Genomic DNA, 24,059 nt, shown 5'->3' with positions numbered 1-24,059 from the left:
TGGATGGGGTGGTTCGTGAGCTATAGCCTATTTTCCTGGAGTGCCACGGTTGGCGGCATCGCCGCCGGCCTGCTGCTGGTTGCCGACGCGTCGGCACAGGACGCCTGCGGCCTCTGCGCCAAGCAGGTGGTCATCAATTCGGAACTGGCGACCTGCTTTCTCGACCAGTACGACCAGATCGCCAAGGCCAGCAGCGACGCGATCGTCGTCGATCTCTCGGGCTGCGCCTCGCGCGGCATCGTCGAGGCCTTGCCGTCGCCGAACAAGGCCCCGGCGGAACCGGACGTGCAGTTCATTGTCTCGCGCCCGCAACTGGCGTGCCTGAAGAAGCAGCTCGAAGCGCCGGGCGTCGTGCTCGATCCCTCCGCCACCATCGAACTGGATAGCTGCAAATGAAGAAGCCGGGGGGCACGACGAAGCAGGCAGCAGCAGTGACACCGGCAAAGGACGCGGCTGCGAAGCAGGCGCTGCCGGAAACCACCGAAGGCTTCCCGTGGCCGAGCAGCCATGAGATCAAGAAGGAAAGCAACCCCTTCACCGACCGCGACTGGCGCATGCTGGTCTATGCCTGGTCGGGCATGCTGGTGCGCTTCGCCATCATCTTCACCTTGGCATTCTCGGTCTATCAGTTCCTGGCCAATCAGGAGCAGAAGCGCGTGGAGCAGACCATGTCCCTGGTCGAGCTTTGGGAGACAAAGGATTATCAGCAGGCGCAACGAGCGCTCAAGGATCGCCTCGCGGCCCTCAATTCCAAATACGACAATCTGCTCAGCGCCAACCCTTCGCCGACCGAGGAGCAGGTATTCCGGCAACGTATCGGCATCGAGGCGATGAGCGCTTCCGGTGGCGACATGCCGCTCGCCGACTTCGGCGAGAATTTCGACCGCATCGTCTATTTCCTCAACCGGCTGTCCTTCTGCGTCGATGGCGACCTGTGTTCGCGCAAGGTGACCGACGCCTATTTCCGCGACTATGCCGTCTCCTTCTGGAGTTACTTTGCCGGCTATGTCGACAAACAGCGCAAGGCCGGCTCCCCCACTTTCGCCACGGCGATCGAAGCCTATGTGCGCAGCGGGCGACCGTCGGCTGAAGCCAAATAACGATGACAAGGATGAGCCTCCGCCTCATGCGTGCCTTCCGCTGGCTCGCCATGGCTGGAGCCTTGGTCGCCGCGTCGGTCGCCCGTGCCGAGGACGCCCCGGATTTCCACCTCGATCTCGACACTGGCGGCCACAGCGCGCGGGTCACCGATCTCGCCTTCACGCCCGATGGCGAGAATCTCGTCTCGGCCTCCGACGACAAGACCATCCGTATCTGGGACTGGCAAAACGGCGTCAGCCTGCGCACCATCCGTGGCTATCTCGGCAACGGCAACGACGGCAAGATCTTCGCGGTCGCGGTCTCGCCGGACGGCAAGACGATCGCCGCCGGCGGCTATTTCGGCGCTGGTCTCGGCGACAGGCCGCCCTATGGCGACATCAGGCTGTTCGACTTCGCCACCGGCAAGATGAAGGCCGTACTCAAGGCAGCCGACTACGCGACCTATGACCTTGCCTTCTCTCCCGATGGAAAGATGCTGGCCGGCGGTGGCGCCGATGGCGTCGTCTATCTCTGGAGGCTGGACGACAAATCCACGGCCGGATGGACGCTGGACAAAAAGCTCGACGCCGATTCCTGGCATATCGACAAACTGGCTTTCGCCGCGGTGGGAACCCGACTGGCGGCGACAACGACGGACAATGGCATCCGGCTCTGGGACATCACGAAGGGCGAGCAGATCGCCTTACCGGCCGAAGCGGAGCAGCTGCGGGACGTCAGCGTCATGGCGCTGGCCGTTTCGCAGGACGGCAGCCAGTTTGGCACCGGCAGCAAGGACGGGCAGGTCCAAATCTGGCGTGCGGCTGACGGCACTCTGGTGCGCGCCATGCCGAAGCAGGATTTCCTCATCGGTTCGCTGACCTTCGCCAAGGGGTCACGTCTGATCGCTTCCTGCGGCTACCGCTGCGCCAACAAGCACCGCTCCATCGTCTGGAACACCGACACTGGAGACAAGCTGCTCGACTATGCCGGCCATGACGGCACAGTCTACGCCAGCGCCGCCAATGCCGACGGGTCGCTGGTGGCGACGGCCGGCGGTACCCGCAACGCCATCCAGGTCTGGGACCCGGCGACGGGTGAACGCAAGGCCCTGCTGCAAGGATCGGGGGAGCCGGTGACCGCGGTCGGCATCGACGCGGCGAACGGCATCATCGGCTGGGGCGATGCCAACCCCTGCCCCGAGCGCGTCGCCTGCCCGGAACAAATGGGCGCGCTGGAAAAGAAGCTGGAACTGCCGACCGCCGAGCGGTTCTTCGACGACCCCCAGCTGCTGACGGAGCAAAACTCGTTTGCCCGCGCCACACTGACCAGCGGCCAGTGGTCGCTGCACGCCACGGTCGGCGGCAAGGACGCGCTGGAAAACGCAGTGCTGGAAATCGCCAATGGCGGTAAGGTCGTGCGCACGATCGAGAACGACGCCACCAACGGCTTTGCCCATTCCGCCTTCACGCTGATCGACAACGGGCTTGGCCTGATCACCGGCGGCAATGACGGCACGCTGCTGGAGTACAAATCCGCGACCGCCAGGGTATCAGGTGAATTCACCGGCCACACCGGCGAGGTCAACGCTATGGTCGCCTCCGAAAAGGCCAGCCTGCTGGTCACCGGCAGTGCCGACCAGACGCTCCGGCTCTGGAACCTGAAGACGCACGAACTGATCGTGTCGATGTTTTTTGCCGGGTCGCAATGGATCGCCTGGATGCCGCAGGGCTATTACTATTCCTCCGACGAGGGCGACAAGCTGATCGGCTGGCACGTCAACCAGGGTCGCGACCATGAAGGCCGCTTCATCCGCGCCGGCCAGCTGAAGAAATACCTCTGGAGCCCGGAAATGGTGCGCCGCGCCATCATCCTGCGCAGCGCCAGGCAGGCGGTCAAGGAGATGCGGCCCGGCGTCGACGACGAGTTGCAGAAGCTTCTCCAGCGCAAGCCGCCGGAGTTCGGCATCCGCCTCGCCGGCGATCAGAGCAAGGTGCGAGACGGCTACGTCGCGGTCGAAATCACGGGCGCCAGGGAGGCTGGCGCTGATGCCGCCGGCTTCTCGATCCTTTCGAACAGCCGCAATGTCGGCGACGTCACCGCCCGCTCGGTGGACGGCAACAACACCATCGTCGAGGTTCCGGTCGAGGATGGCCAAAACACCATTCGCATCACCGGCACCAATGAATACGGCTATCTGACCGAGCGCAGCGTGACGACGCTGGCAAGGAAGGCCGAGAAGGCCCAAGCCAAGGGCAAGCTCTATGTCGCGGTCATCGGTGTCGACAAATACCCGTTCCTGACCGATGCCTGTTCCGGCCACGCCTGCGACCTGCGCTACCCCGTCGACGATGCCACCGAGTTTCTCAAGGTGGTTGCGCAGAAGTCGGCGCCGCTGTTCTCGTCGATGGAATCGCTGGTGCTGGTCAACCGCCAAGCGCTCGACGAGAGCCCCGACAAGGCGCAGCAGACCTACACCGTCGCCAGTGCCGGCAGCATCATGGAACCGGACTCGCACACGATCGATGACCAGCTCGCCGATTTCCTCGACCGGCCTGGCGAGCACGACACCACCATCATCTTCGTAGCCGGCCACGGCATCAACATCGACGAGGATTACTATTTCATCCCGACCGATGGCCGCAAACAGGACGCCGAGCGCTGGAAGCGCTCTTCGCTGGTGGATTGGTCCGACATCCAGAAATCGGTCGAGCGGGCCAAAGGCATGCGCTTCATGCTGCTCGACACCTGCCACGCCGCCAACGCCTTCAATCCGCGGCTGGAAAAGGATGCGCAGGACGCGCGCATCGTCGTCTTCTCGGCCACCGCCGCCAACAACACCGCCGCCGAATTGCCCGAACTCGGCCACGGCGTCTTCACCTATTCGATCCTCGAGGGCCTGCGCGGCAAGGCGAGAACCCCGGATGGCGGCGTCACGCTGTTCGGGCTGGCCGATTTCATTTCGCACGAGGTGGTGCGGCTGACCGCTTCGAAGCAGAAGCCGTTCTATTATGTCGGCGGCGTGGAAAACATCGTGCTGGCCGAGCCGTGACCATCAAACGTCGGCGCCAAGGGACCCCCCTCTGTCCTGCCGGACACCTCCCCCTCAAGGGTGGAGATCAGCTGTTTCCTGGCTTTCGCCAATCCCTGACGTTGAGAAAGAGAGCGCCGCCAATGAAGCTGCCAATCTCCCCCCTTGAGGGGGAGATGTCCGGCAGGACAGAGGGGGGCCGACTGGGCGCCGACATTTTGCAGATCTTGGCAGCCCTCCTGTTCACCCTCCTCCCCCTGCCCGCCTTCACCGCACCCGTCATCTGCCCGTCCGGCAGCTCAAACTTCCCGCCCTTCTACGACGACGCCAAGCTGTTCGAGAATGCCATCGCCAGCGCGGCCGAGGTCCAGCCATCCAATCAGCGACTGACCGGCATCACCGTGCCGCATCATCTCCTGGCCGCCGACCTGGTGGCGCTGGGTTTTCATGCCGCCTCGGGCTTCCGCTACAAACGCATCGTCATCCTGTCGCCGGACCATTTCCACAAGACGCACAAGCTCTACGCCACCACGGCGCGCGGCTTCGATACCGTGCTTGGTCCGGTCAAGGCCGACACCGATGCCGTGCGGCTTCTGGAGAAGAACAGCGACATGGTCGAGGAGTCCTGCCTGTTCGACAAGGAGCATGGCGTACGTGCCATGCTGCCTTTCCTGCACCACTATTTCCCCGAGGCGAAAATCGTGCCGGTGGCGATGTCGGTGAAGGCGCGGCGCCGCGACTGGGACAGGCTTGCCGAGGCACTTAAGACAATTGTCGACCACGACACGCTGATCGTCGAATCCACCGACTTCTCGCACTATCTGCCGCAGCATGAGGCACACCGTTTCGACCAGCAGTCGCTCAACATGCTGGCCGCCAGCTCGCTCGACGGCATCGCGGCACTGCGCCAGCCCGATCATGCCGATTCGGTCGGCGCGCTCTACATCCAGACCAGGCTGCAGCGCGAATTGTTCGGCGCCCTGCCGCTGGTCGTCGCCAATGAGAACTCGCAGGAACACACATCGGATTATGTCGAGCGCACCACCAGCTATGTGGTGGCGCTGTTCGGCGCTTTCGGCCCCGACTTCAACAACCCCACACGGCCCAAGGACAAAATCTATTATCTCGCCGGCGACGTGAATTTCGGCCGCGCCATGAAGAAGATTTTGGTCCGCGACGGTGTTGCCGACCGCATCGTCGACAGCATCCTGTCGCTGACCAACTCGCGGCCGCTGATCGTCAATCTCGAAGGCGTCATCCTGCCCAACGTGCCGGAGGCGATCGACGATATGACGCTGGCGATGCCGGAGGGCCTCGCTGTCGACATGCTGAAGCGGCTGCATGTCGCCGGCGTGAGCCTCGCCAACAACCATGCCTACGATCTCGGCCCGTCCGGCTATGCCGAGACGCTGCAGGCGCTGGACGAAGCCGGCATCCCCCATGTCGCCCAGGGCGAGACGCTGGCGCTCGCCGATCTCGACCTGGTCGGCCTGACCGACATCGACACCAACGGCTCGAAGAACACCGACCTGCTCACCCCTGCCTTGCTCGACCGCCTGCTGCACGAAAATGCCGAACGCCCGGTGGTCGCCTTCGTCCATTGGGGCCGCGAATACAAGACCGAGCCGTCGGCGCGCGAAGAGATGCTCGCCGACCAGATGCGGCTGCGCGGTGTGTCGGCCATCGTCGGCGGCCATCCGCATGTGTCGAGCGAGGCAATCGTGCCGCTCGGCGGCGGCGATGTGGCTGAAGTCTATTCGCTCGGCAATTTCCTATTTGACCAGAAGGCGGAACGCTCGTCCGGATCGATGCTGGAACTGCGCGTCTTTCCCCAGGGCACGATCTTCGCCCGGCTCATTCCCCTGCCCAACTATTTCGAGATGGGCCGCAAATAGCCGTTCCTGGATCAGGATGCGCCAGGCTTAAGATCGGGCCGGCATCACCTGAATATCGATACGTCCTAACCGCTGCAGCCGACCATGTCGCGTGGCAGATAACACGCCGCCGGCTCGGTCTTGGTCTCGAACAGCGACCGCTTTGGCTTGAAATAGAAGAAGGTCACCGGCTTGCTCTCGCGAACGCTGCCATCGGCGAAATGCGCGGCGATGCTGAAGTTGTGGATGGACGACATCGACGACCACATCTTCAGCCGCGCCGTATAGGCGCTGATGTTCTTGTTGCCGCGCACCGGCATGGCGATCGTGTAGTCGTGCTTGCCGATTGGAAACTCGATGTTCTGGTAGCGCATCGCTTCCGGTGTGCCGCCACCGCCATCGCCGCATTCGGCCATCGATTCCGGGGTCTCGAAAACCGCCACGGTCACCGAGGTGCGAAACGGCTCGCTGTTCTGATTGATATGACCTTCGTCATCTGTCCAGGAATAATCGAGCTTGCCGATCGCATTCAGTGTCATCGCCTGCTGCATATTGCCGAGATAGTCGGCGACCTCGCCGAACTTGATCTTGTTGGCCAACTGACTGCGGCAGACATTGAGACTGTCCACCGACGGACAGGGAAACCGCCCCGTCTCCAGGCTGGCGGTGTCGACGCCGGCTTCAGTGAGCACGCTCTTGATCGACACGTCGACGCCCTCGCCGAAACTGCCAATGTCCTTGCTGAACATACGGCTTGGCTGGCCGCTGGGATTGCCATCCTCGTCCACGGTCGTGAACTGGATGGACATTTTCATGTCCTTGGCGTCGCCCCAGCCATTGTTGATGATCGAGAAATCCGGCCGGAAGCCGACACAGCCGAAATGCTCCGATATCGACAGCATCGGCTTGCGGTAGGCATCGCTCGAGGCGACCTTCATTTCCAGGCGGTCGAGCCTGACTTTGGATTGGTCCGTCGTTTTGAGGTCGACCTCGGCGAAGGCCGGCGCTTCGTCCCAGTCCTTGCGGCCAAAGACATTGCTGGTCGTAACCTGCCCGGTGCCGTTCCAGCTGTCATTGTCCTCATCCGCCTGCGGATAGATCGCGATGTCCTCGTCGCGCACCAGGTGCTGGTACTGCATGTCGGATTGCTGCGTCATACGTTGATCCACCACGACCCCGATCTCGACCTTGTCGGCGTCGCCGCCGCCGGTCTGCGCCTTCAAAAGGCCGCCGACCCGGGCATCGGCCAGCACGTCTGGACGCGAGCTGCCGACCTCCTTGCCCATCACCCATTGCGATTGATAGACCGTGCCGCCGGCGAGCCGGGTCCGACCCTTGCCGTTCTTCAATCCGTCGACAAAGGAGCCGGCGAATATTTCGCCGGTCTTCGACATGAGCCGGCCTTCGCCATTCGCGACGCCAGCGACGAACTGGCCTTCATAGCGGTTGCCCTCGGCATCGATATGGATGCCCTTTCCGTTGAATTCTCCCTCAAGCCACAGCCCGTCGAAGACCTCGCCCGAACGAAGCTCGAGCCGCCCTTGCCCATCCAGCCGGCCGTTCCTGACGGAGCCAAAATAACTGGAATAGACGGTCTTCGGGTCATAGTTCGCAGAGCCGCGCACGCGCCAGACCAGGCGGCCCTTGCCGTTGACGGTGCCGTCTTCGGCGATCGTCCGATCGGGAGACTGGCCAGCGGCCGGCTCCCAGGTGAAGTCGAGATTTTTTTCCGGTTGGAAATCCCACACCCGCACCATCCTGCGCAGCACCGAACGCGTCCGGCTCTGATAGAGGACCTGCACGCGCTCCGCCCAGGCGCCGGCTGGCTGCGAACTGCCTCCGTTGGCGAAGGCCTGTCCGGTAAGAGATGCCGACAACATCAACGCCGCCAGCAGGGGAGCGGCAGCCATTGCCCTCATTGCGAAGATTCCTGGCCTTGCCATATCCCACCCCTCAACGCCCAACCCCTTGGATGACCAAGCGTAATCGTGGCGGTGGGCTGGCGCAAGTGACGGCTCCGACCGTGCACGCCATCGCATAGAAAACCGGCGGCGGGAACGTCCCGCCGCCGGTTCTTTGTTTCTCTGTCGCGGCACGCGCCGCGACCGTCGGCAGCCGTCATTTGTAGAGGCTGTTGATCCACTGGACGTTGGCGGCGTTCAGGCGCACGGCGGTGTTGGCCTCAGGGCTTTCCGCCACGTTGACGCCGGTAATGATGCGCTGCTTGGACTTGGTGTCATAGGCATAGACCGAGCTGCCGCTCGACCCCGGGAAAGTATCGCAGTCATACTGGAAATACTCCGGAGCGATGTTTTCGGCATGGACTTCGCAGCTCGCCTTCCACATCGTACCCATCGGCTTGTCGCCGGGATAGCCGACGAGGTTGGCGGTGAAGTCGCCGAGATCGTCATAGTTGGCGTAGCCCAGCCAGCCGAGATTGGTGCCGACATCCTGCTTCAGCGTGATGATGCCGAGATCCCACGGGATCACCGAACCGTAATAGCCCTGGTAGTTGTCGATGAAGCCCTGCAGCACATAGGCGCTTTCGTATTCGAAGGCGCCGAACGGAGCGTCATCGGCGGTGCTGCCATTGAGGCCCGGCACGAACAGGTAGTCGGACAGCCAGTCCTTGTCCTCGTGGCTGTAGAGACAGTGCGCGGCGGTGAGCACGGTGCGCGGGCCGATCAACGTTGCCGAACAGCTGCCATAGCCGGTCTTCGACTTGGCTTCGAGATAGCCGATTGCCGAGAACGGATAGGTCTTGGTGTTCTTGACCTGCTCACGATCGTCGGTGCCGAAAACCTGACGTCCGGCTTCGCCTTCGCCAAGGTCAGGATCCTCGGTCTTGCGCGGGTCGCCCTCGGCGCCATTGGCCGGCGCATTCAGTTCCTTGATGATGATCTCCCGCAGCGCTTCGCTCGGTTCGATCTTGATCTCCTTGCCATCGGCTGAACGTCCGACGATGCCATAGGATTTGACAGCCGCTTTCTCGTCGGTGATCGGCGCGGCGCGGTTGTCTTCGTCAGTCAGCGTCGGCGGCGCGATCGGCTTGGCCCGCCCGGGCTTGTAGTCGCCCGAAGTCACGTCCCGCATGCTTTCGCCATTGCCGGCACTGGCGGAGCCAGGATCGGCGGCGAAAGCAGGGACTGCCGACATTGCGGTGGAAAGCAATGCGGAAGCAATCATAAGCTTTGTCAGTTTTGTCATGGTGAGACTCTCCCAAAAGTCAGCAAGGACTGGATCAAAATACAGAAATATTGTCGAGATCGTGGTGGTGCTGAAAAATCGGCAAAGGCTATCGGCGAACGTACCGGATCGTTGTTTGCCTCGGTCAATCTAAAGCCCCCGCCTAAGACCCTGCCGCGACATACTGCCTAAAATAATCCAAAATTGGCAATGATAAATCGCTTCCACGTAGCCCGTGGGGGGCTATAGAGTTTTGTGCGGGTTCTGCTCGCGGGCACGGTTAGCAAAAGTGGGATTCGGTTTTGTGACCGATCGCGCGCCGTTCGATAGGGTGCGTGTCCGGATCGCCGAACCGGCGGCCTCTGGTTGCACAATGCCCGGCGTCGATCCGCGCGGGAGAATTGTCTCAGGAGGGGGTTCGGGTGCACATCACAAATCGGTTCGGGCAGGTCGTTGCCGCATCGCTGCTTGGCATCGCCGCTGCCGTTGCATTCATCAACGCCGGCCAGGCGGACGAGGCCGCCGTCAGGCCGGAAGCGGCCGTTTCGCCGATGCAGCGGGTGACCGATGCCAGGGCCAAGGCAGCGGCGGAGAACCCCGACGGCACCGATCGCGTCTATGGCGGCAATCAGGCTGAAAAGGGCGCCTATCCTTTCCAGGTGGCACTCCTCACCACCGCCAGGCTGGACGAGAATCCGGCCTCTCAGGCCAACGCGCAGTTTTGCGGCGGCAGCCTGATCGCGCCGCAATGGGTGCTGACGGCTGCGCACTGCCTCAACGACAAGGGCCGCCCGATCTCGCCCGATTCCGTCACCGTGCTGACCGGTGCCACGGATCTCAGCGAAGGCAAGCGGCACAAGGTTGTCGAAGTCATCGTCAACGAGGGCTACAGCGAACAGACGCTCGACAACGATCTCGGCCTGCTCCGGCTCGCCGACCCGGCCGATGCGCCGACCATCAAGCTTACCCATGACGCGACACCAGACACCGGCAAGACCACCGTCACCGGCTGGGGCAAGATGCAGGACGGCACCTTCCCGACCACGCTGATGGTCGCCGATCTCGACCTGCAGCCAAACAGCGCCTGCAACAGCGGCATCAAGGCCATCTATGCCCATGACCTGAAAGCGGCTCTCGGAGACCTGTCGCACCGCATGCGCTATTCGGAAAAGGGCATCGATGCCGCGGCCAATGCGATTGCCGCCGACATGACCGATCCGCTGACCAGCAACATGATCTGCGCCGGCACCACGAGCGGCGTGCGTGACGCCTGCAATGGCGACAGCGGCGGACCGCTGTTCATGACCGGCGCCGGCGGCCCGATCCAGGTCGGCGTCGTCAGTTGGGGCGAAGGCCCGGCCGATGGCAGCGCTGCCTGCGGCCACAAGGACGCCTATGGCATCTACACGCGGCTGGCCAACTACACCGGCTGGATCGAGGCCAAGATGAAGACATCCGCCCCGGCGCCCGAAAAGCCCAAGGCTGGGCTCGGTACCGCCCAGAAGCCAAAGTCGCCCTGAAGCGACCGCTTCGGATTGCCACGGGAAACGGTGGGAACATCCCGCCGTTTTTGTTTGCCGGCTTACCGAGCGAGCCTATTTCCTTGGCGGACCTTTGCGCTCGGCGGAGGCCGCCCACAGATTGATGTCGGACTCGCGCGCGTAAGTATCGATCTCGGCCAATTCGGCGTCGCTGAAATCGAGCACCTTGAGCGCGCCGACGCAATCCTCGACCTGCTCGGGCCGGCTGGCGCCTATCAGCGCCGACGTCACCTTGCCCTTGCGCAACACCCATGCCAGCGCCATCTGCGCCAGCGTCTGGCCGCGTTTGCCGGCAATCGCGTTGAGCGACTTGATGTTGGCAATGGTGCGATCGTTGATGAAAGCCGTCTTCAGCGACTTGCCCTGGGAGGCCCGGCTGCCATCGGGAATGCCGCCGAGATATTTATCGGTCAGCATGCCTTGCGCCAGCGGCGAAAACACGATGGAGCCGACGCCGAGCCCTTCGAGCGTGTCGAGCAGCCCGTCCTCCTCGACCCAGCGGTTCAACATCGAATAGCTCGGCTGGTGGATGACACAGGGCGTGCCCAATTGCCTCAATATGTCGGCGGCCTCGCGGGTGCGCTGCGAATTGTAGGACGAGATGCCGGCATAGAGCGCCTTGCCCGAACGCACCGCATGGTCGAGCGCGCCCATGGTTTCTTCGAGTGGCGTGTCGGGATCGAAACGGTGCGAATAGAAGATGTCGACATAGTCGAGCCCCATCCGCTTCAAGCTCTGGTCGAGGCTGGCCAGCACGTATTTGCGCCCGCCCCATTCGCCGTACGGACCGGCCCACATCTCGTAACCGGCCTTGGTCGAGATGATCAGCTCGTCGCGATAGGCGGAAAAATCGGTGCGCAGGATCTCGCCGAAAGCGGTCTCCGCCGAGCCGGGCGGCGGACCATAATTGTTGGCGAGGTCGAAATGGGTGATGCCGAGGTCGAAAGCCTTGCGGACGATGGCCTGCTTGGTCCGATGCGGCGTGTCGTTCCCGAAATTGTGCCACAGCCCGAGCGAGATCGCCGGCAGCTTGAGGCCGGACCGCCCGCAGCGGTTGTAGATCATGTTTTCGTAGCGGTTTTCAGCGGCGATATAGGGCATGGGAAATCCTCGGATCTGAACGGACAGGGCACCGTCATCGCAGAGGCGATGAACGTGCCCGTACGCCATCCTTTACCCCCTCCCCGGAGGAACGGGGAGAGGGCAAGCAAAATTATCGATAATCTCCGCGACTACTTCTTCTTGGCCAGGAGATCCTTGGCTTGCTTGACGCCAAGCGCGGCCGGACGCTCGCATGTGGTCTGCATGGCGACGAACTTGCCGGTTTCGCCGGAGCGCAGGAGGCCAGTCATGACATCGACGGCATGCAGCGCGAGTTCCATCGAGCAGCGGTGCGGCCGCCCCTCGGCGATCGCCAGCGCCATGTCGGCCAGGCCCGCCGTGCGGTAATTGGCCATCATGCCTTGGCCGTGCATCTCATTGGGGATGCCCAGCGGATGCTTCCATTTCGGCTGCTTCTTGACCGGTTTTCCCTCTTCGGTGAAGCGAACGTCGCCGCCGAAGAAGTTCGGATCCGGCACGAACACCGTTCCGGCCTCGCCATAAAGCTCCATCGGCGCGTGGCCGTGAGCCCAGACGTCCCAGCTTGTGTTCAGCGTCACCACGGCGCCGTTCTCGAATTCCAGCAGGCCGTGAATGGTGGTCGGCGTGTTGACCGGGATTTTTTCACCCGCTCGCGGCTTGGAACTGATTGTCCGTTCCTTGGCGGGGGTCGTCGCGAAAGCCGCCACCTGCTTCACCGGCCCGATCAGCTGGATGAGATTGGTGATGTAGTACGGTCCGATGTCGAGCACCGGCCCGGCGCCCGGCTGGAAAAAGAAGTCCGGATTGGGGTGCCAGTGTTCCATGCCATGGCCCATGACATGGCAGGTGCCGCTGGTGATCCGGCCGAGCTTTCCCTCGTCGATCAGTTCACGCACCAACTGGTGCGCGCCGCCGAGAAACGTGTCCGGCGCCGAGCCGATGCGCAGCCCCTTCTTCTCGGCCCGCGTCTTGAGGTCCTGGCCCTCCTTGAGCGACAGCACGAACGGCTTTTCCGAATAGACGTGCTTGCCGGCATCGAGCACCTGCTTCGACACCTCGTAGTGCACGGCCGGAATGGTCAGGTTGACGATGATGTCGATATCGTCGGCCTTGAGCAGATCCTCGACGGTTTCGGCACGGAGCTTGAATTCCTTCGCCCGTGCCCTGGCCGCGTCCATGTTGATGTCGGCGCAGGCGCGCATCTCGATGCCGCGAAACAGCGGCGCCAGCGAGAAATACGCCTTCGAGATGTTGCCGCAGCCGATGACGCCAATACCCAGTTTCTTTGCCATGGTGGTTGTTCCTAGTAGCTCTTGACGGTTGCGATCGAGCGGCGGGCGAAGCGCTCGATGTCGTTGGGATTGTCCTGTTCCATGACAAAGTATTTCGCCGCGCTCTTGGCCCGCAACACCTTGATCAGGTCCGCCCAGTCGATCGTGCCGTGGCCGACATCCGACCAGCCATCCTCATCCAGCCCCTCACCCGGCTTCGCCATGTCCTTGACATGCACGGCGACGATGCGCTTGCCGTGCTTTTCGATCCAGGGCAGCGGGTCGGCGCCGCCGCGCACCACCCAGGCAACGTCCATTTCCCAGCCAATGTCGGGGGCGGAGGACAGGATATGATCCTGCGGCAGCGAGCCGTCGGCGAGCGCCTTGAACTCGAAATCATGGTTGTGCCAGGCAAAACCATAGCCGGCCTTCGAGGCCACCTCGCCGACCTTGGCCAGGCGCTCGCCGAAGCCGCGCCAGCCGGCGGTATCGGATGGCCTGTCCTCCGCCATCAGATAGGGGCAGATCAAGAGCTTGACGCCGAGCGTTTCGGCGATCCGGCGCACGCCGTCGAAATCCTTCTCCAGCGCATCGATGGAAAAATGCCCGGTCGGCATGGCAAGGCCGTTCTTGTCGAGTTCGGCGCGGAAGGCCTTGGGATCGTCATAGACGCCGCCGAAGCCTTCGACCTCGGCGTAACCGAGCTTGCCGAGCATTTCGAGCACATCGGTCCAAGGCAAGAAATTGCGGGCGCTATAAAGTTGGAATGACCAGTTCATCGTCTCTGTCCGTTCTGCTTGGGGATTGTCTTTGGGAGGATGGTCTTCTTGGGAGCTACATGCGGTTGCCGGATGGGGTATCGAACAGCGAGGCGCGAGCGGGATCAAAGCCGATCCGGATCGGATCGCCGTTGCGCAGCGTCTTTTCCGCCTCGACCCGGAAGGAGAAATTGCGCCCGCCGAGTTTCGTCCACACCAGCGTATCGGAGCCCATCGGCTCGACGATTTCCACGGCGGCATCGGTGGCAAAGGGCATGGAGTTCGCGGCCTCGCCAAAGGCAACGTGCTCCGGCCGGATCCCGAACACGCAAGGCCCGCTCTTGGTGCCGGCGCCGTCGAAGCCGTAGCGATCGAGCGGTATGGTCAAATCCCCGGTCTTGAACACCGCCGTCGTGCCAGCCTCCAGCTGCCCCTCGACGAAATTCATCGCCGGCGAGCCGAGGAACCCTGCAACGAACCGGTTGACCGGACGGTTGTAGATGGTCTGCGGCGCGTCGAGCTGCTGGATGACACCGCCCTTCATCACCGCGATGCGATCGGCCAGCGTCATCGCCTCGATCTGGTCGTGGGTGACGTAGATCATCGTGTTCTGCAGCTTGCGGTGCAGAAGCTTGATCTCGACGCGCAACTCCGAACGCAGCTTGGCATCGAGATTGGACAGCGGTTCGTCGAACAGGAAGACATCGACATCGCGCACCAGCGCCCGCCCGATCGCCACGCGCTGGCGCTGGCCGCCCGAGAGTGCCGCCGGCTTGCGCTGCAAAAGCGGCTCGATCTGCAGGATCTCGGCGGCACGCGCGATGCGCTTGGCGATTTCGTCCTTGGCGATGCCGGCGACACGCAGCCCGAAGGACAGGTTCTTCTCCACCGTCATCTGCGGATAGAGCGCATAGGACTGGAAAACCATGCCGATGCCGCGGTCCTTGGGCTCTTCCCAGGTGACGTTCTTGCCCTTGATGAAGATGCGGCCTTCCGAAATGTCGAGCAGGCCGGCAATGCAGTTGAGCAAGGTCGACTTGCCGCAGCCGGAAGGTCCGAGCAGCACGATGAACTCGCCTTCGGCGACATCGAGGTTGAGCGTCTGCAGCACCGAGACCGCGCCGAAGTTCAGCGACAAGTCCTGGATCGAAACGCTGGTGCCGTTCGCCGCCATCGCCATCACCCTTTCACCGCGCCGGCGGCAATGCCGCGCACGAACAATTTGCCGGAAATGAAATAGACGACCAGCGGCACCAGGCCGGTCAGGATGGTGGCGGCCATGTTGACGTTGTATTCCTTCACGCCCTGCACCGAGTTGACGATGTTGTTGAGCTGCACCGTCATCGGATAGGTGTCGGGACGGGTGTAGACGACGCCGAACAGGAAGTCGTTCCAGATGCCGGTTACCTGCAGGATGATGGCGACGACGAAGATCGGCAGCGACATCGGCAGCATGATGCGCAGGTAGATGCCCCAGAAGCCGGCGCCGTCGACGCGCGCCGCCCGGAACAGCTCCTCCGGCATCGAGGTGAAATAATTGCGGAACAGAAGCGTCAGGATCGGCATGCCGAAAATGGAATGCACGATCACCAGGCCTGTAAGGCTGCCATAGAGGCCGATCTCGCGCAGGATGATGACGATCGGATAGATCATCACCTGATAGGGAATGAAGGCGCCGACGATCAGGATGACGAAGAATGTGTCGGCGCCCTTGAAGCGCCAGTTGGCCAGCGCGTAGCCGTTCACCGAGGCGATGGCGATCGACAGGATCACCGAGGGAACGGTGATGCGCACCGAGTTCCAGAAACCGCGCGAAAGCCCGTCGCAATTGAGGCCGGTGCAGGCCTGCGACCACGCCTTGACCCAGGGCTCGAAGGTGATCTCGAGCGGCGGCGAGAAGATGTTGCCGAGGCGGATTTCCGGCATGCCCTTGAGCGAGGTGACGACCATCACATAGAGCGGCAGGAGGTAGTAGAGCGCCACGACGATGAGCGTACCGTAGAGGAAAATGTTGCGGCGCGAGAACACGTGTCGCGGCTTCGGTCCGCTCGGTCCGGAGACGCCGGCTTGCGGGTTTGACGACGTGGCGGACAAGGAGACGGCATGGTCAGACACGCTTGCGGCCTCCGAATTCGAGATAGGCCCACGGCACGATGACGATCATCACCGACAGCAGCATCATGGTCGAGGCGGCAAAGCCCTGGCCGAGATTCTGGGCGAAGAACATGTAGTCGTAGACATATTTTGCCGGCACTTCGGAGGCGATGCCGGGACCGCCGCTGGTCTGCGCAACGACGAGGTCGTAGACCTTGACGATGCCGGACGCGATGATCACCAGCGTGGTGATGAAAACCGGCCGCATCATCGGGATGATGATGAAGAGATAGGTCTTCCACATGGGTATCCCGTCCACCCGTGCGGCCTTCCAGATATCCTCGTCGATGCCGCGCAGGCCCGCCAGCATCAGGCACATGATCAGTCCCGTGCCTTGCCAAAGCGCGGCGATCGATATGCCGTAGATGACGATGCTGGAATTGTAGAGCGGATTGAAGTCGAAGCTGGTCCAGCCCAGGCTTCGCACCACTCCCTGGACGCCGAAATCCGGATTGAGCAGCCACTGCCAGACAAGGCCGGTGACGATGAAAGACAGTGCGAAGGGGTAGAGGAAGATGGTGCGGAACGTGTCCTCGAAACGGATCTTCTGGTCGAGCAGGGCTGCCAGCAGAAACCCGATCACCAGCGAGAACACCAGTGAGATCACGCCGTAGATCAAGAGATTCTCGATCGAGATCAGCCAGCGCGGCGTCGCCCACAGCCGGTAATACTGGTCGAGCCCGACGAAATTCAGCCGCGGCAGGAGCTTCGAATTGGTGAAGGAATAAAGCACCGTCCACGCCGTGCCGCCGACGAACACCACCCCGGCGGTGAGCACCATCGGGATCGAGGCGATTTTCGCGTTGAGATTGCGGAAAAGCCGGTTGGGGCGTTCGCTGTTGCTCATCTCGGCAGCCTCGCTGGGACAATAAGAGCCTCACGCTCCCGACCCTCGATGGACAAGGGCCGGGAGCTGGCGGGGGCGCCTGAGATCAATCGGCGGAAGCGATGATGTCGGCGAAGCGCTTCTGCGCCTCTTCGAGGGTCATGTCGGGCTTGGCGAAGAACTCCGAGAACAGGTCCTCCTTCTGCTTCTGGCTGTCCTGCGAGAGCAGTTGGTCCGTCCACGGGATGACCGCGCCCTTGGCCAGGATGGCGAGGCCCTTCTTCATGCAGTCATTGGCCGCGGCGAGGTCGACGTCGCCGCGCACCGGCAGCGAACCCTTCTTGAGGTTGAAGGCGACCTGGGTCTTGGGATCGAGCAGGGTTTCGGCCAGTACTTCCTGCGCCTTGGCCTTGTCGGCATCCTTGAGCAGCGGGAAATAGAAGGCGTCGCCGCCCGTGGCGATGACCTCGTTCAGGCCAAGGCCGGGAAGACAGGTATAGTCCTTGCCGGCGGTCTTGCCGGCGACCTGGAACTCGCCTTGCGCCCAGTCGCCCATGATCTGGCCGCCGGCCTTGCCGGTGATGACCATGTTGGTGGCCTGGTTCCAGTCCTGCACATTGGTGTTCTTGGCCATCTTGCGCGCATCGTCGGCCGCCTTGAAGACCTTGGCGACTTCGGGACCGGCTGCGAACTTGGCGTCCTTGTCCTTGTAGACCTTGAGGAAGGTGTCGGTTCCGCCGACCGCGGCAAGCAGCACGTCGAAGGCGCCCGATGCCTGCCAGGCCTGCCCACCGACCGCGAGCGGCACGATGCCTGCCTTCTCCAGCGCCGGGGCCGCGGCCACATATTCATTCCAGTTCTTCGGCACCGGCACGCCGGCCTTCTCGAAGGCCGCGTTCGACAGCCACAGCCATTGCCAGGAATGGATGTTGACCGGCACGCAATAGATCTTGCCGCCGATCGTGCAACTGTCGAGCAGGCTCTTGGGCCGCACCACTTCCGTCCATTTGCCCTTGGTGGCGACATCGGTGAGGTCGCGCATCAGGCCGGCCTGCACCAGTTCTTCCGCCTGCCGGCCATGATTGAATTGGGTGGCTCCCATCGGATCGCCGCCCGTGATGCGGCTGATCATGATCGGCCGCGCCGTACCGCCGGACCCGGCGATGGCACCGTCGACCCAGTGATTGCCTGTGGCGTCGAATGCCTTGGCGAGTTCGGCGACCGCCGCCGCCTCGCCACCGGAGGTCCACCAATGGGTGACTTCCAGATCGGTCGCGGCCGCCGGCCCGGCAACGTTGAGCGCAACTGTCGCGGCAAAGGCAGCGGTCAGGAATTTGTATCGCATTTCGGCTTCCTCCCAGAAATCTGAAACGTTACAGATTTTCGATACGGCAATTGCGCCGATGGTGCAACCCCGGTCGTGCCGGTGACCTTACATTTTTTCGAAGCGCGAATAAATTCCTGGAGCTCACGGGCGTGCTGCACCGCAACACGTAGCGATTGCAGTGCAAAACGGTCAATTTGCCTGTAAAACTCGGCAAAGTCGCCGCCAGGACAGCCTTCACCTTGGATTCCCGGAGGAATCTGCCCGCCAGACATCCGTGACCATATTGGCGCACGACAAGCCGAGATTGGCAATCTGTAACGTTTCAGTATATTGCAACCACACAAGGCCTGAAATCACGCCGGATTGCGGATTGCGGCGATTGCCGACCCGGCCTGCGGCTGCTATGCGCCTGACGGGCGGGAAGAATGGACAAACAGCGGACGAAAAAAACCGAAGAGGCGTCGGCGCAAAAGCGGCCGACGCTGAAGACGCTTGCCTTCATGACCGGGCTCGGCGTCACCACCGTATCGCGCGCCCTGAAGGATGCCCCGGAGATCGGCGCCGAGACCAGGCGCCGCGTCCAGCTCGTCGCCAAGCAGATCGGCTACCGGCCCAACCGCGCCGGCGTGCGCCTCAGGACCGGCAAGACCAATGTCATCAGCCTCGTGCTCAACACCGAGCAGGAGATCATGAGCTTCGTCTCCGACATCATCTATGGCGTCACCGAAGTCATCGCCGACACGCCCTACCACCTGATCGTCACACCCTATTCGCGCTCGCAGGATCCGCTGGATCCGGTGCGCTATCTCGTGGAGACCGGTTCGGCCGACGGTGTCATCATCTCGCGCACGCAGCCGAACGATCCCCGCGCCCGCTACATGCTGGAGCGCGGCATTCCCTTTGCCACGCATGGCCGCACCGATATGGGGCTGGTTCATCCCTACCATGATTTCGACAACTACGCCTTCGCTGCCGAGGCCGTGCGCCATCTCGCCGGCATGGGCCGCCGCCGGCTCGCTTTGGTGACGCCGCCGGCCGGTTTGAGCTACTACCGCCATACGGTCGACGGCTTTGCCGACGCGCTGAGCGAAGTCGGCGCCAGCGAGGTGCCGTTCAACACCATCTCGATCGACCATTCGATCGAACAGATCAGGATGAGGACCGCGCAGCTGATGCGGCGCGATATCAGACCGGACGGCATTATCAGCAGCGCCGCCGCCGCGACGCTCGCCATCGTCGCCGGTATAGAGGATGCCGGCTTCAAGCTCGGCCGCGACGTCGACGTGGTGTCGAAGCAGTCGTCGGATCTGCTGCATCTGTTCCGGCATGAATTGCTGGTCGTCAACGAAGATTTCCGGCTGGCCGGCTCCGAGCTTGCGCGCTCGGTGCTCGGCTGGATCGGCGGCACCGCGCCCGGCTCGCTGCAGAGCCTGAGCGAGCCGAAGGGCGTTGTGGCCTATCGGCGCTCAGGCGACTAACGCGCCGCGCCGCTGCCCCAAGGGCCGTGGAACGCACCCTGCTCGCCGATGCGCTCGAAACCATGCGCACCGAAGAAGTCGCGCTGCGCCTGGATCAGGTTCGAGGTGCCGCGGCCCTGGCGATAGCTGTCGAAATAGGCAAGCGCCGAAGACAGCGCCGGCACCGGCGTCCCGGCTTCGGAAGCCCTCGCCACGATGCGCCGCAGCGACGGATGCGCCTCCTGCATCAAGCTGATGAAAGCCGGCGCCATCAGCAGGTTGGTCGAAGCGCCGCCACTGCTGAAGGCCTCGGCCATTGTGTCGAGCATTTGCGAGCGGATGATGCAGCCGGCGCGCCAGATCTTGGCGATGGTCGGCATCGGCAGGTTCCAGTTGAACTCCTTCGAGGCGCCGGCCATCACGGCAAAGCCCTGCGCGTAAGCAGCAATCTTGCCGGCGAACAGCGCCAGTTCGAGGTCTTTCAGCAGCGTATCCTTGTCGCCAGAAATTTTCGTCACGCCGATATTGCCATAGGCCTTTTCGGCTGCCTGCCGTTCGTCCTTGATCGACGACAGCACGCGCGCCGCCACCGCCGCCTCGATCGCGGTCGCCGGAATGCCGAGCTGCTGCGCCTCGATGACGGACCATTTGCCGGTGCCCTTCTGGCCGGCGCGATCGAGGATGATGTCGACCACCGGCTTGCCGGTCTTCGGATCGTCGGCGGCGAGCACCTTGGCGGTGATCTCGATCAGGTAGGAATTGAGCCGGCCCTTGTTCCAGTTGGAAAATACCGTGCCGATCTCCTTCGGCCCCATGCCCAGGCCATCGCGCAGGATACCGTAGATCTCGGCAATCATCTGCATGTCGGCATATTCAATGCCGTTGTGGATGGTCTTGACGAAATGCCCGGCGCCGTCCGTACCGAGCCAGGCGGCACACGGCTCGTCCTTGAACTTGGCGGAGATGGCGGTCAGCACCTTCTCGACACGCTTCCAGGAGTCTTCGGTGCCGCCGACCATGATCGACGGCCCATGGCGCGCGCCTTCCTCGCCGCCCGAGACGCCCATGCCGATAAAGGTCAAACCCGAGCCGGAGAGCTCGGAGAAGCGCCGCATCGTGTCGCGGAAATTGGCATTGCCGGCATCGATGACGATGTCGTTGGCCGACAGCACGCCGCGCAGCGCTTCGATCTGCTCGTCCACCGGCTTGCCGGCCAGCACCATGATGATGATCGGGCGGGGTGGCCGGATCGCCGCGGCAAGCTCTTCCAGGCTGTAACAGGGGACGACCATGTCCCTGAGCGCACCGGCATTCTCGACGAAGGCGTCCGTGCGTGCTTTGGTGCGGTTGAAGACGGCGATGCGGTGTCCGTGTTCGGCGATGTTCAGCGCCAGGTTGGAGCCCATCGTGCCAAGGCCGATCAGGCCGATTTCGGCTTTTTCCATCGTTTCTTCCCTGCTTTCGGATCGCTTTGTTGAGGCCGTGTTTTGCGGGCGATGATTGACGAGCGTTTCGGGCCGCGTCAACCGCCTCGCCGAATTGTGTTACAGCCGTACGCAGACGTTTCCCGTTCGACAATGGTATCACATCCGTGAGTTACGGCCTGATGTCGATCGGCGCCTCGATCTTCACCACGTCGAAGTCCGAGACCAATATGTCTATGCGCACCGTCCAGCGGCCGGGAACCGGGATGACGAGGTTGCCGACACGCCAGCTGCCGTCGCCTGGCTTGGTTGCCGCGCGCTTCAGCGGCTCGATGCCGGAGTCGCGCTTCGACAGCACCAGCGTCACTTCCTTGGCATCGAGCGGTCCGAAATCCCCGGTCATGATGATCATCGAGACGGAAACCGGCCCGGCATGGCCAGGCGTGATGCTGAGATCGGCCATCGCCTGCAGCGCGTGGATGTGGACCGAAACCGGTTGCGCCGCCGCGATCGCCAACGCCCGTGGCGGCGGTGTGAAGCGCCAGCCCGCGGCGACACCGAAGATCGCCAACACGATCAGCACTTCGACGCCGACCGAGCGGGTGAGCCTGCGTTGCACCTCGGTCGCGCCCGCCTCGGCCGAAGCGGTGAGCTTCCAGCGATTGACGGCGGCCAGCGTGAACAGGAAGACCAGCAGCGCGAGCTTGACCAGCAGCAGCCGGCCATAGGCAGTGTCGACCAGCGCCGAGGGCGTCCGCACCTGGATCACGGCCAACACGATGCCCGCCGCGGCAAGCAAGGCGACCACGGGCAGGATGGCCCATGAGAAGCGACGCAGGAATTCGACGGCGCCGGCCGCTTGACGCTTCAGCGCGAGACCGAGCGGCACCAGAGCGCCCGCCCAGAACGCGATACCGGCGCCATGCACGAAAACCAGCGGCCGTGTCAGCCATTGCGGCTCGGCCGCACTTGCGTGGCCGCTTGCGGCAAGTGCCGCGCCCACACCCGCCAGCCCGGCAAGGGCAAGCGGCCTGGCCGCCGCGCGCGGTGCGGCCAGCGACAGCAGGCCAAGCCCCAGCGCGATGAGGGCGATCAGCACCGTCCAGCCGAAGCTGGTGCCGAGACCGGTGCGCCAGACGACCGGCTGCGCCAGATGGGAGAGCGGCGCGCCGAGCGCATCGAGGCCTTGCAAGCCCAGCGACAGCGGCGCCGCCACCAGTCCGCACAGGATCGTCCCGGCAACAAAGCGCTGACCGGCACGGCCATCCCCGGCCAGCCAGGCAAGGGCGAAAGCGCCGCCAATGCCGAAGAAAAGACCTGCATAGAGAAGGACCTTGCCGATCCAGATCGCCGACCACCGCAGCGGCCAGCCGATCGCTTCGGAGACGGCCGGCGGCTCGCTTGGCGCACCTATGGAAAACAAGAGCGAGCCGCCGACCGGATGGCCGTCGGCGGAAATGACACGCCAGCTCAGCACATGCGTGCCCGATTTGAGCGCCCGCGGATTGTCGATCTCGACCGTCTGCTCGCTGAGGCGGAAGGATGTCAGCGCAACCGGCGTGCCGTCGGGCCTCACCAGCGTCAGCACCAGCGGCGAGACCGGCTCGCTGAAGGTCAGCGAGAACCGCGCCGGCGCCTGTGCCAGCACGGCGCCGTCGGCCGGGTCGGTCTTGATCAGCGCCGCATGGGCAAGGGCCTGGCTTGTCGAGGCCATGACGATGAACGCGATGACCATCGCGAAAAGCCCACAGGGCCAGCCGAATCGCTTGCTGGTCGTTGCGGGCCTTTGAAGTGGGGATCTCTCGTTCATGCTGTCGCCATGGAATTGGCGGCGCACCTTGCCGACAGGCGCGCCGCCAGAAAATCATTTCTTCGGCGTGAGCTTGATGCCGGGCGCCGGGTTCTCAAGCGCGTCCTCATCCTGTCCGGCCGCCGGAACCTCTATCCAGCGGGCGGCGGCATCGCCGCATTCCTGCACCACCGGGAAGTAGAGTTTCTGGCCGGCGGGCAAATCCGCCGTCAGCGTCGCCCGGAAGACGAACTCGTCGTAGAATTCATCCGGCAGATTGCCGCCGCTCCAGTCGATTTCCTTCACCCCGTCGGCCACCGCCTGGCCGTAGAGCTGGTACGACTTCTCGTACTTGCCCTTCTTGGTCTGCAGCGTCCAGCCAGGCTTGGGCATCGGCTTGACCGCGATCACCCCTTCCGGAATCTGCACGCGTACGGCGGTCGTCGCCTTGCCGTCGCAACCATGCGGCCGCGCAGCACTGCCTTGTAGGTCGAGCCGACCGCCGCCTCCTGGGTCTCGAGCGTGATGTGCGGGAAGGCGGCATTTGTCCCCAGCACGAGAAACGCGCCGGCCGCCAAAAGATATCTGATCATGATGGTCCCTCTAGAATCCTGATCGGTACGACGGTCGGTTCAATCATTGTCTTCTTGAGGCGCCGCGCTGCCCATGGCTTGCACGGCGAATTTGATCGTCACCGTCCCGGCCTTTTCGAAGGTCAGCGTGGCGGCGAACATCTCGCCTTGCTTGGGTGGCTGCTTCAAATCCATGAACATCACATGATAGCTGCCGGGACCCAAAACGACCTTGCCGCCGGCCGGAATTTCGAGACCACCGGTGACCGGCCGCATAGTCATCACGCCGTCCTTGACGCCCATCTCGTGCAGTTCGGCCTTTTCCGAGATGTCGGAGGTAATCGACAGCAACCGGTCCGGCGTGCTGCCATTGTTGGTGATGGTGAAATAGCCGCCGGCCACCTTGGCGCCGGTCGGCGTGGCACGCGACCACGGATGCCCGATCTCGAGATCACCGAGTTTGAATTCATGCGCCAGGACAGTCTGGACGCCGCCGAGCATGATCACGAAAGCCAGGGCGGCAACGCCGAAACGTTCCTGGACGCGAGACAGAATGCGGCTGAACAAAGTGCCCGCCGCTATACGGAAAGAATGGGACATGGTTGCTCCATGACGTGATGATCGCGCCGTCGCCGGTCGCGAATGGTTTTGATCTTGGATGAGTACGCTCGCGAAAGGTACCGCAAGCA

At 63.1% G+C, this 24,059-nt stretch carries 18 protein-coding genes and 1 pseudogene; 6 read left to right on the top strand and 13 right to left on the bottom strand.

Annotation, left to right across the window (positions count from 1 at the left end; translation table 11 throughout):
- Positions 1 to 15 precede the first annotated feature (15 nt).
- From EN824_RS13345 to amrB, 4 genes are all read left to right on the top strand, one after another.
- Positions 16 to 396 (top strand): hypothetical protein, encoded by a 381-nt coding sequence (locus EN824_RS13345; RefSeq protein WP_127872351.1) that lies wholly within the window; start codon positions 16 to 18, stop codon positions 394 to 396.
- Positions 393 to 1,100 carry a hypothetical protein gene (locus tag EN824_RS13340; RefSeq protein ID WP_127281257.1) on the top strand — a complete coding sequence of 236 codons (708 nt, stop codon included), beginning with the start codon at positions 393 to 395 and terminating at the stop codon, positions 1,098 to 1,100. The genes EN824_RS13345 and EN824_RS13340 overlap by 4 nt, the downstream gene beginning before the upstream one ends.
- Before the next feature lie 11 nt (positions 1,101 to 1,111).
- Complete coding sequence (locus tag EN824_RS13335) at positions 1,112 to 4,129, top strand: caspase family protein (RefSeq protein WP_245511770.1); 3,018 nt, start codon at positions 1,112 to 1,114, stop codon at positions 4,127 to 4,129.
- Positions 4,130 to 4,284: 155 nt separating this feature from the next.
- Positions 4,285 to 6,003, top strand: coding sequence for an AmmeMemoRadiSam system protein B (gene amrB / locus EN824_RS13325; protein WP_135865785.1), 1,719 nt, complete (start codon positions 4,285 to 4,287; stop codon positions 6,001 to 6,003).
- A gap of 65 nt (positions 6,004 to 6,068) precedes the next feature.
- Here the strand turns inward: amrB and EN824_RS13320 are convergent, their stop codons facing one another.
- A complete protein-coding gene (locus EN824_RS13320; protein WP_245511771.1) occupies positions 6,069 to 7,901 on the bottom strand; it encodes a hypothetical protein in 1,833 nt (610 codons plus the stop codon).
- Between the two features lie 199 nt (positions 7,902 to 8,100).
- Positions 8,101 to 9,189 carry a serine protease gene (locus tag EN824_RS13315; RefSeq protein WP_127872349.1) on the bottom strand — a complete coding sequence of 363 codons (1,089 nt, stop codon included), beginning with the start codon at positions 9,187 to 9,189 and terminating at the stop codon, positions 8,101 to 8,103.
- Positions 9,190 to 9,590: 401 nt separating this feature from the next.
- Here EN824_RS13315 and EN824_RS13310 point away from each other — a divergent pair, with 401 nt between their 5' ends.
- Entirely contained in the window at positions 9,591 to 10,688 is a 1,098-nt protein-coding gene (locus EN824_RS13310; RefSeq protein ID WP_127280604.1) for a trypsin-like serine protease, read from the top strand.
- A 75-nt stretch (positions 10,689 to 10,763) separates the two neighbouring features.
- Here EN824_RS13310 and mgrA read toward each other — a convergent pair whose 3' ends face one another.
- The 7 genes from mgrA to EN824_RS13275 form a co-directional block, all read right to left on the bottom strand.
- Positions 10,764 to 11,810 (bottom strand): L-glyceraldehyde 3-phosphate reductase, encoded by a 1,047-nt coding sequence (mgrA, locus tag EN824_RS13305; RefSeq protein ID WP_127280603.1) that lies wholly within the window; start codon positions 11,808 to 11,810, stop codon positions 10,764 to 10,766.
- Between the two features lie 131 nt (positions 11,811 to 11,941).
- The gene (locus tag EN824_RS13300; protein ID WP_127872346.1) at positions 11,942 to 13,084 is read right to left on the bottom strand and encodes a Gfo/Idh/MocA family oxidoreductase; all 1,143 of its coding nucleotides are present in this window, start codon (positions 13,082 to 13,084) and stop codon (positions 11,942 to 11,944) included.
- Between the two features lie 11 nt (positions 13,085 to 13,095).
- Positions 13,096 to 13,842, bottom strand: a complete 747-nt coding sequence (locus EN824_RS13295) for a sugar phosphate isomerase/epimerase (protein ID WP_127277060.1) — start codon at positions 13,840 to 13,842, stop codon at positions 13,096 to 13,098.
- Positions 13,843 to 13,897: 55 nt separating this feature from the next.
- On the bottom strand, positions 13,898 to 14,995 hold the full coding sequence (locus EN824_RS13290) for an ABC transporter ATP-binding protein (protein ID WP_127277064.1): 1,098 nt from the start codon (positions 14,993 to 14,995) through the stop codon (positions 13,898 to 13,900).
- A 5-nt stretch (positions 14,996 to 15,000) separates the two neighbouring features.
- Complete coding sequence (locus tag EN824_RS13285; protein ID WP_127277058.1) at positions 15,001 to 15,936, bottom strand: carbohydrate ABC transporter permease; 936 nt, start codon at positions 15,934 to 15,936, stop codon at positions 15,001 to 15,003.
- Complete coding sequence (locus EN824_RS13280) at positions 15,929 to 16,822, bottom strand: sugar ABC transporter permease (RefSeq protein ID WP_127277056.1); 894 nt, start codon at positions 16,820 to 16,822, stop codon at positions 15,929 to 15,931. Before EN824_RS13280 ends, EN824_RS13285 begins: the two co-directional genes overlap by 8 nt.
- 85 nt (positions 16,823 to 16,907) lie before the next feature.
- On the bottom strand, positions 16,908 to 18,146 hold the full coding sequence (locus EN824_RS13275) for an ABC transporter substrate-binding protein (RefSeq protein WP_135865786.1): 1,239 nt from the start codon (positions 18,144 to 18,146) through the stop codon (positions 16,908 to 16,910).
- Positions 18,147 to 18,553: 407 nt separating this feature from the next.
- Between EN824_RS13275 and EN824_RS13270 the strand changes: the two genes are divergently transcribed.
- Positions 18,554 to 19,606 carry a LacI family transcriptional regulator gene (locus EN824_RS13270; RefSeq protein WP_127277052.1) on the top strand — a complete coding sequence of 351 codons (1,053 nt, stop codon included), beginning with the start codon at positions 18,554 to 18,556 and terminating at the stop codon, positions 19,604 to 19,606.
- Here the strand turns inward: EN824_RS13270 and gndA are convergent.
- From gndA to EN824_RS13250, 4 genes and pseudogenes are all read right to left on the bottom strand, one after another.
- Positions 19,603 to 21,030, bottom strand: coding sequence for an NADP-dependent phosphogluconate dehydrogenase (gndA, locus tag EN824_RS13265; RefSeq protein WP_127277050.1), 1,428 nt, complete (start codon positions 21,028 to 21,030; stop codon positions 19,603 to 19,605). The two genes, EN824_RS13270 and gndA, sit on opposite strands and share 4 nt — an antisense overlap.
- 151 nt (positions 21,031 to 21,181) lie before the next feature.
- Entirely contained in the window at positions 21,182 to 22,744 is a 1,563-nt protein-coding gene (locus EN824_RS13260; RefSeq protein WP_135932383.1) for a copper resistance CopC/CopD family protein, read from the bottom strand.
- 129 nt (positions 22,745 to 22,873) lie between these two features.
- Positions 22,874 to 23,391: pseudogene (locus tag EN824_RS13255) on the bottom strand (YcnI family protein).
- 39 nt (positions 23,392 to 23,430) lie between these two features.
- Positions 23,431 to 23,970 (bottom strand): copper chaperone PCu(A)C, encoded by a 540-nt coding sequence (locus tag EN824_RS13250; RefSeq protein ID WP_127277046.1) that lies wholly within the window; start codon positions 23,968 to 23,970, stop codon positions 23,431 to 23,433.
- Positions 23,971 to 24,059: the final 89 nt, after the last annotated feature.

This window comes from Mesorhizobium sp. M8A.F.Ca.ET.181.01.1.1 (assembly GCF_004792025.1).
GTDB lineage: Bacteria > Pseudomonadota > Alphaproteobacteria > Rhizobiales > Rhizobiaceae > Mesorhizobium.
The sequence above is the reverse complement of the archived record's forward strand: the minus strand, read 5'-3'. Positions and strand labels throughout refer to the sequence as shown.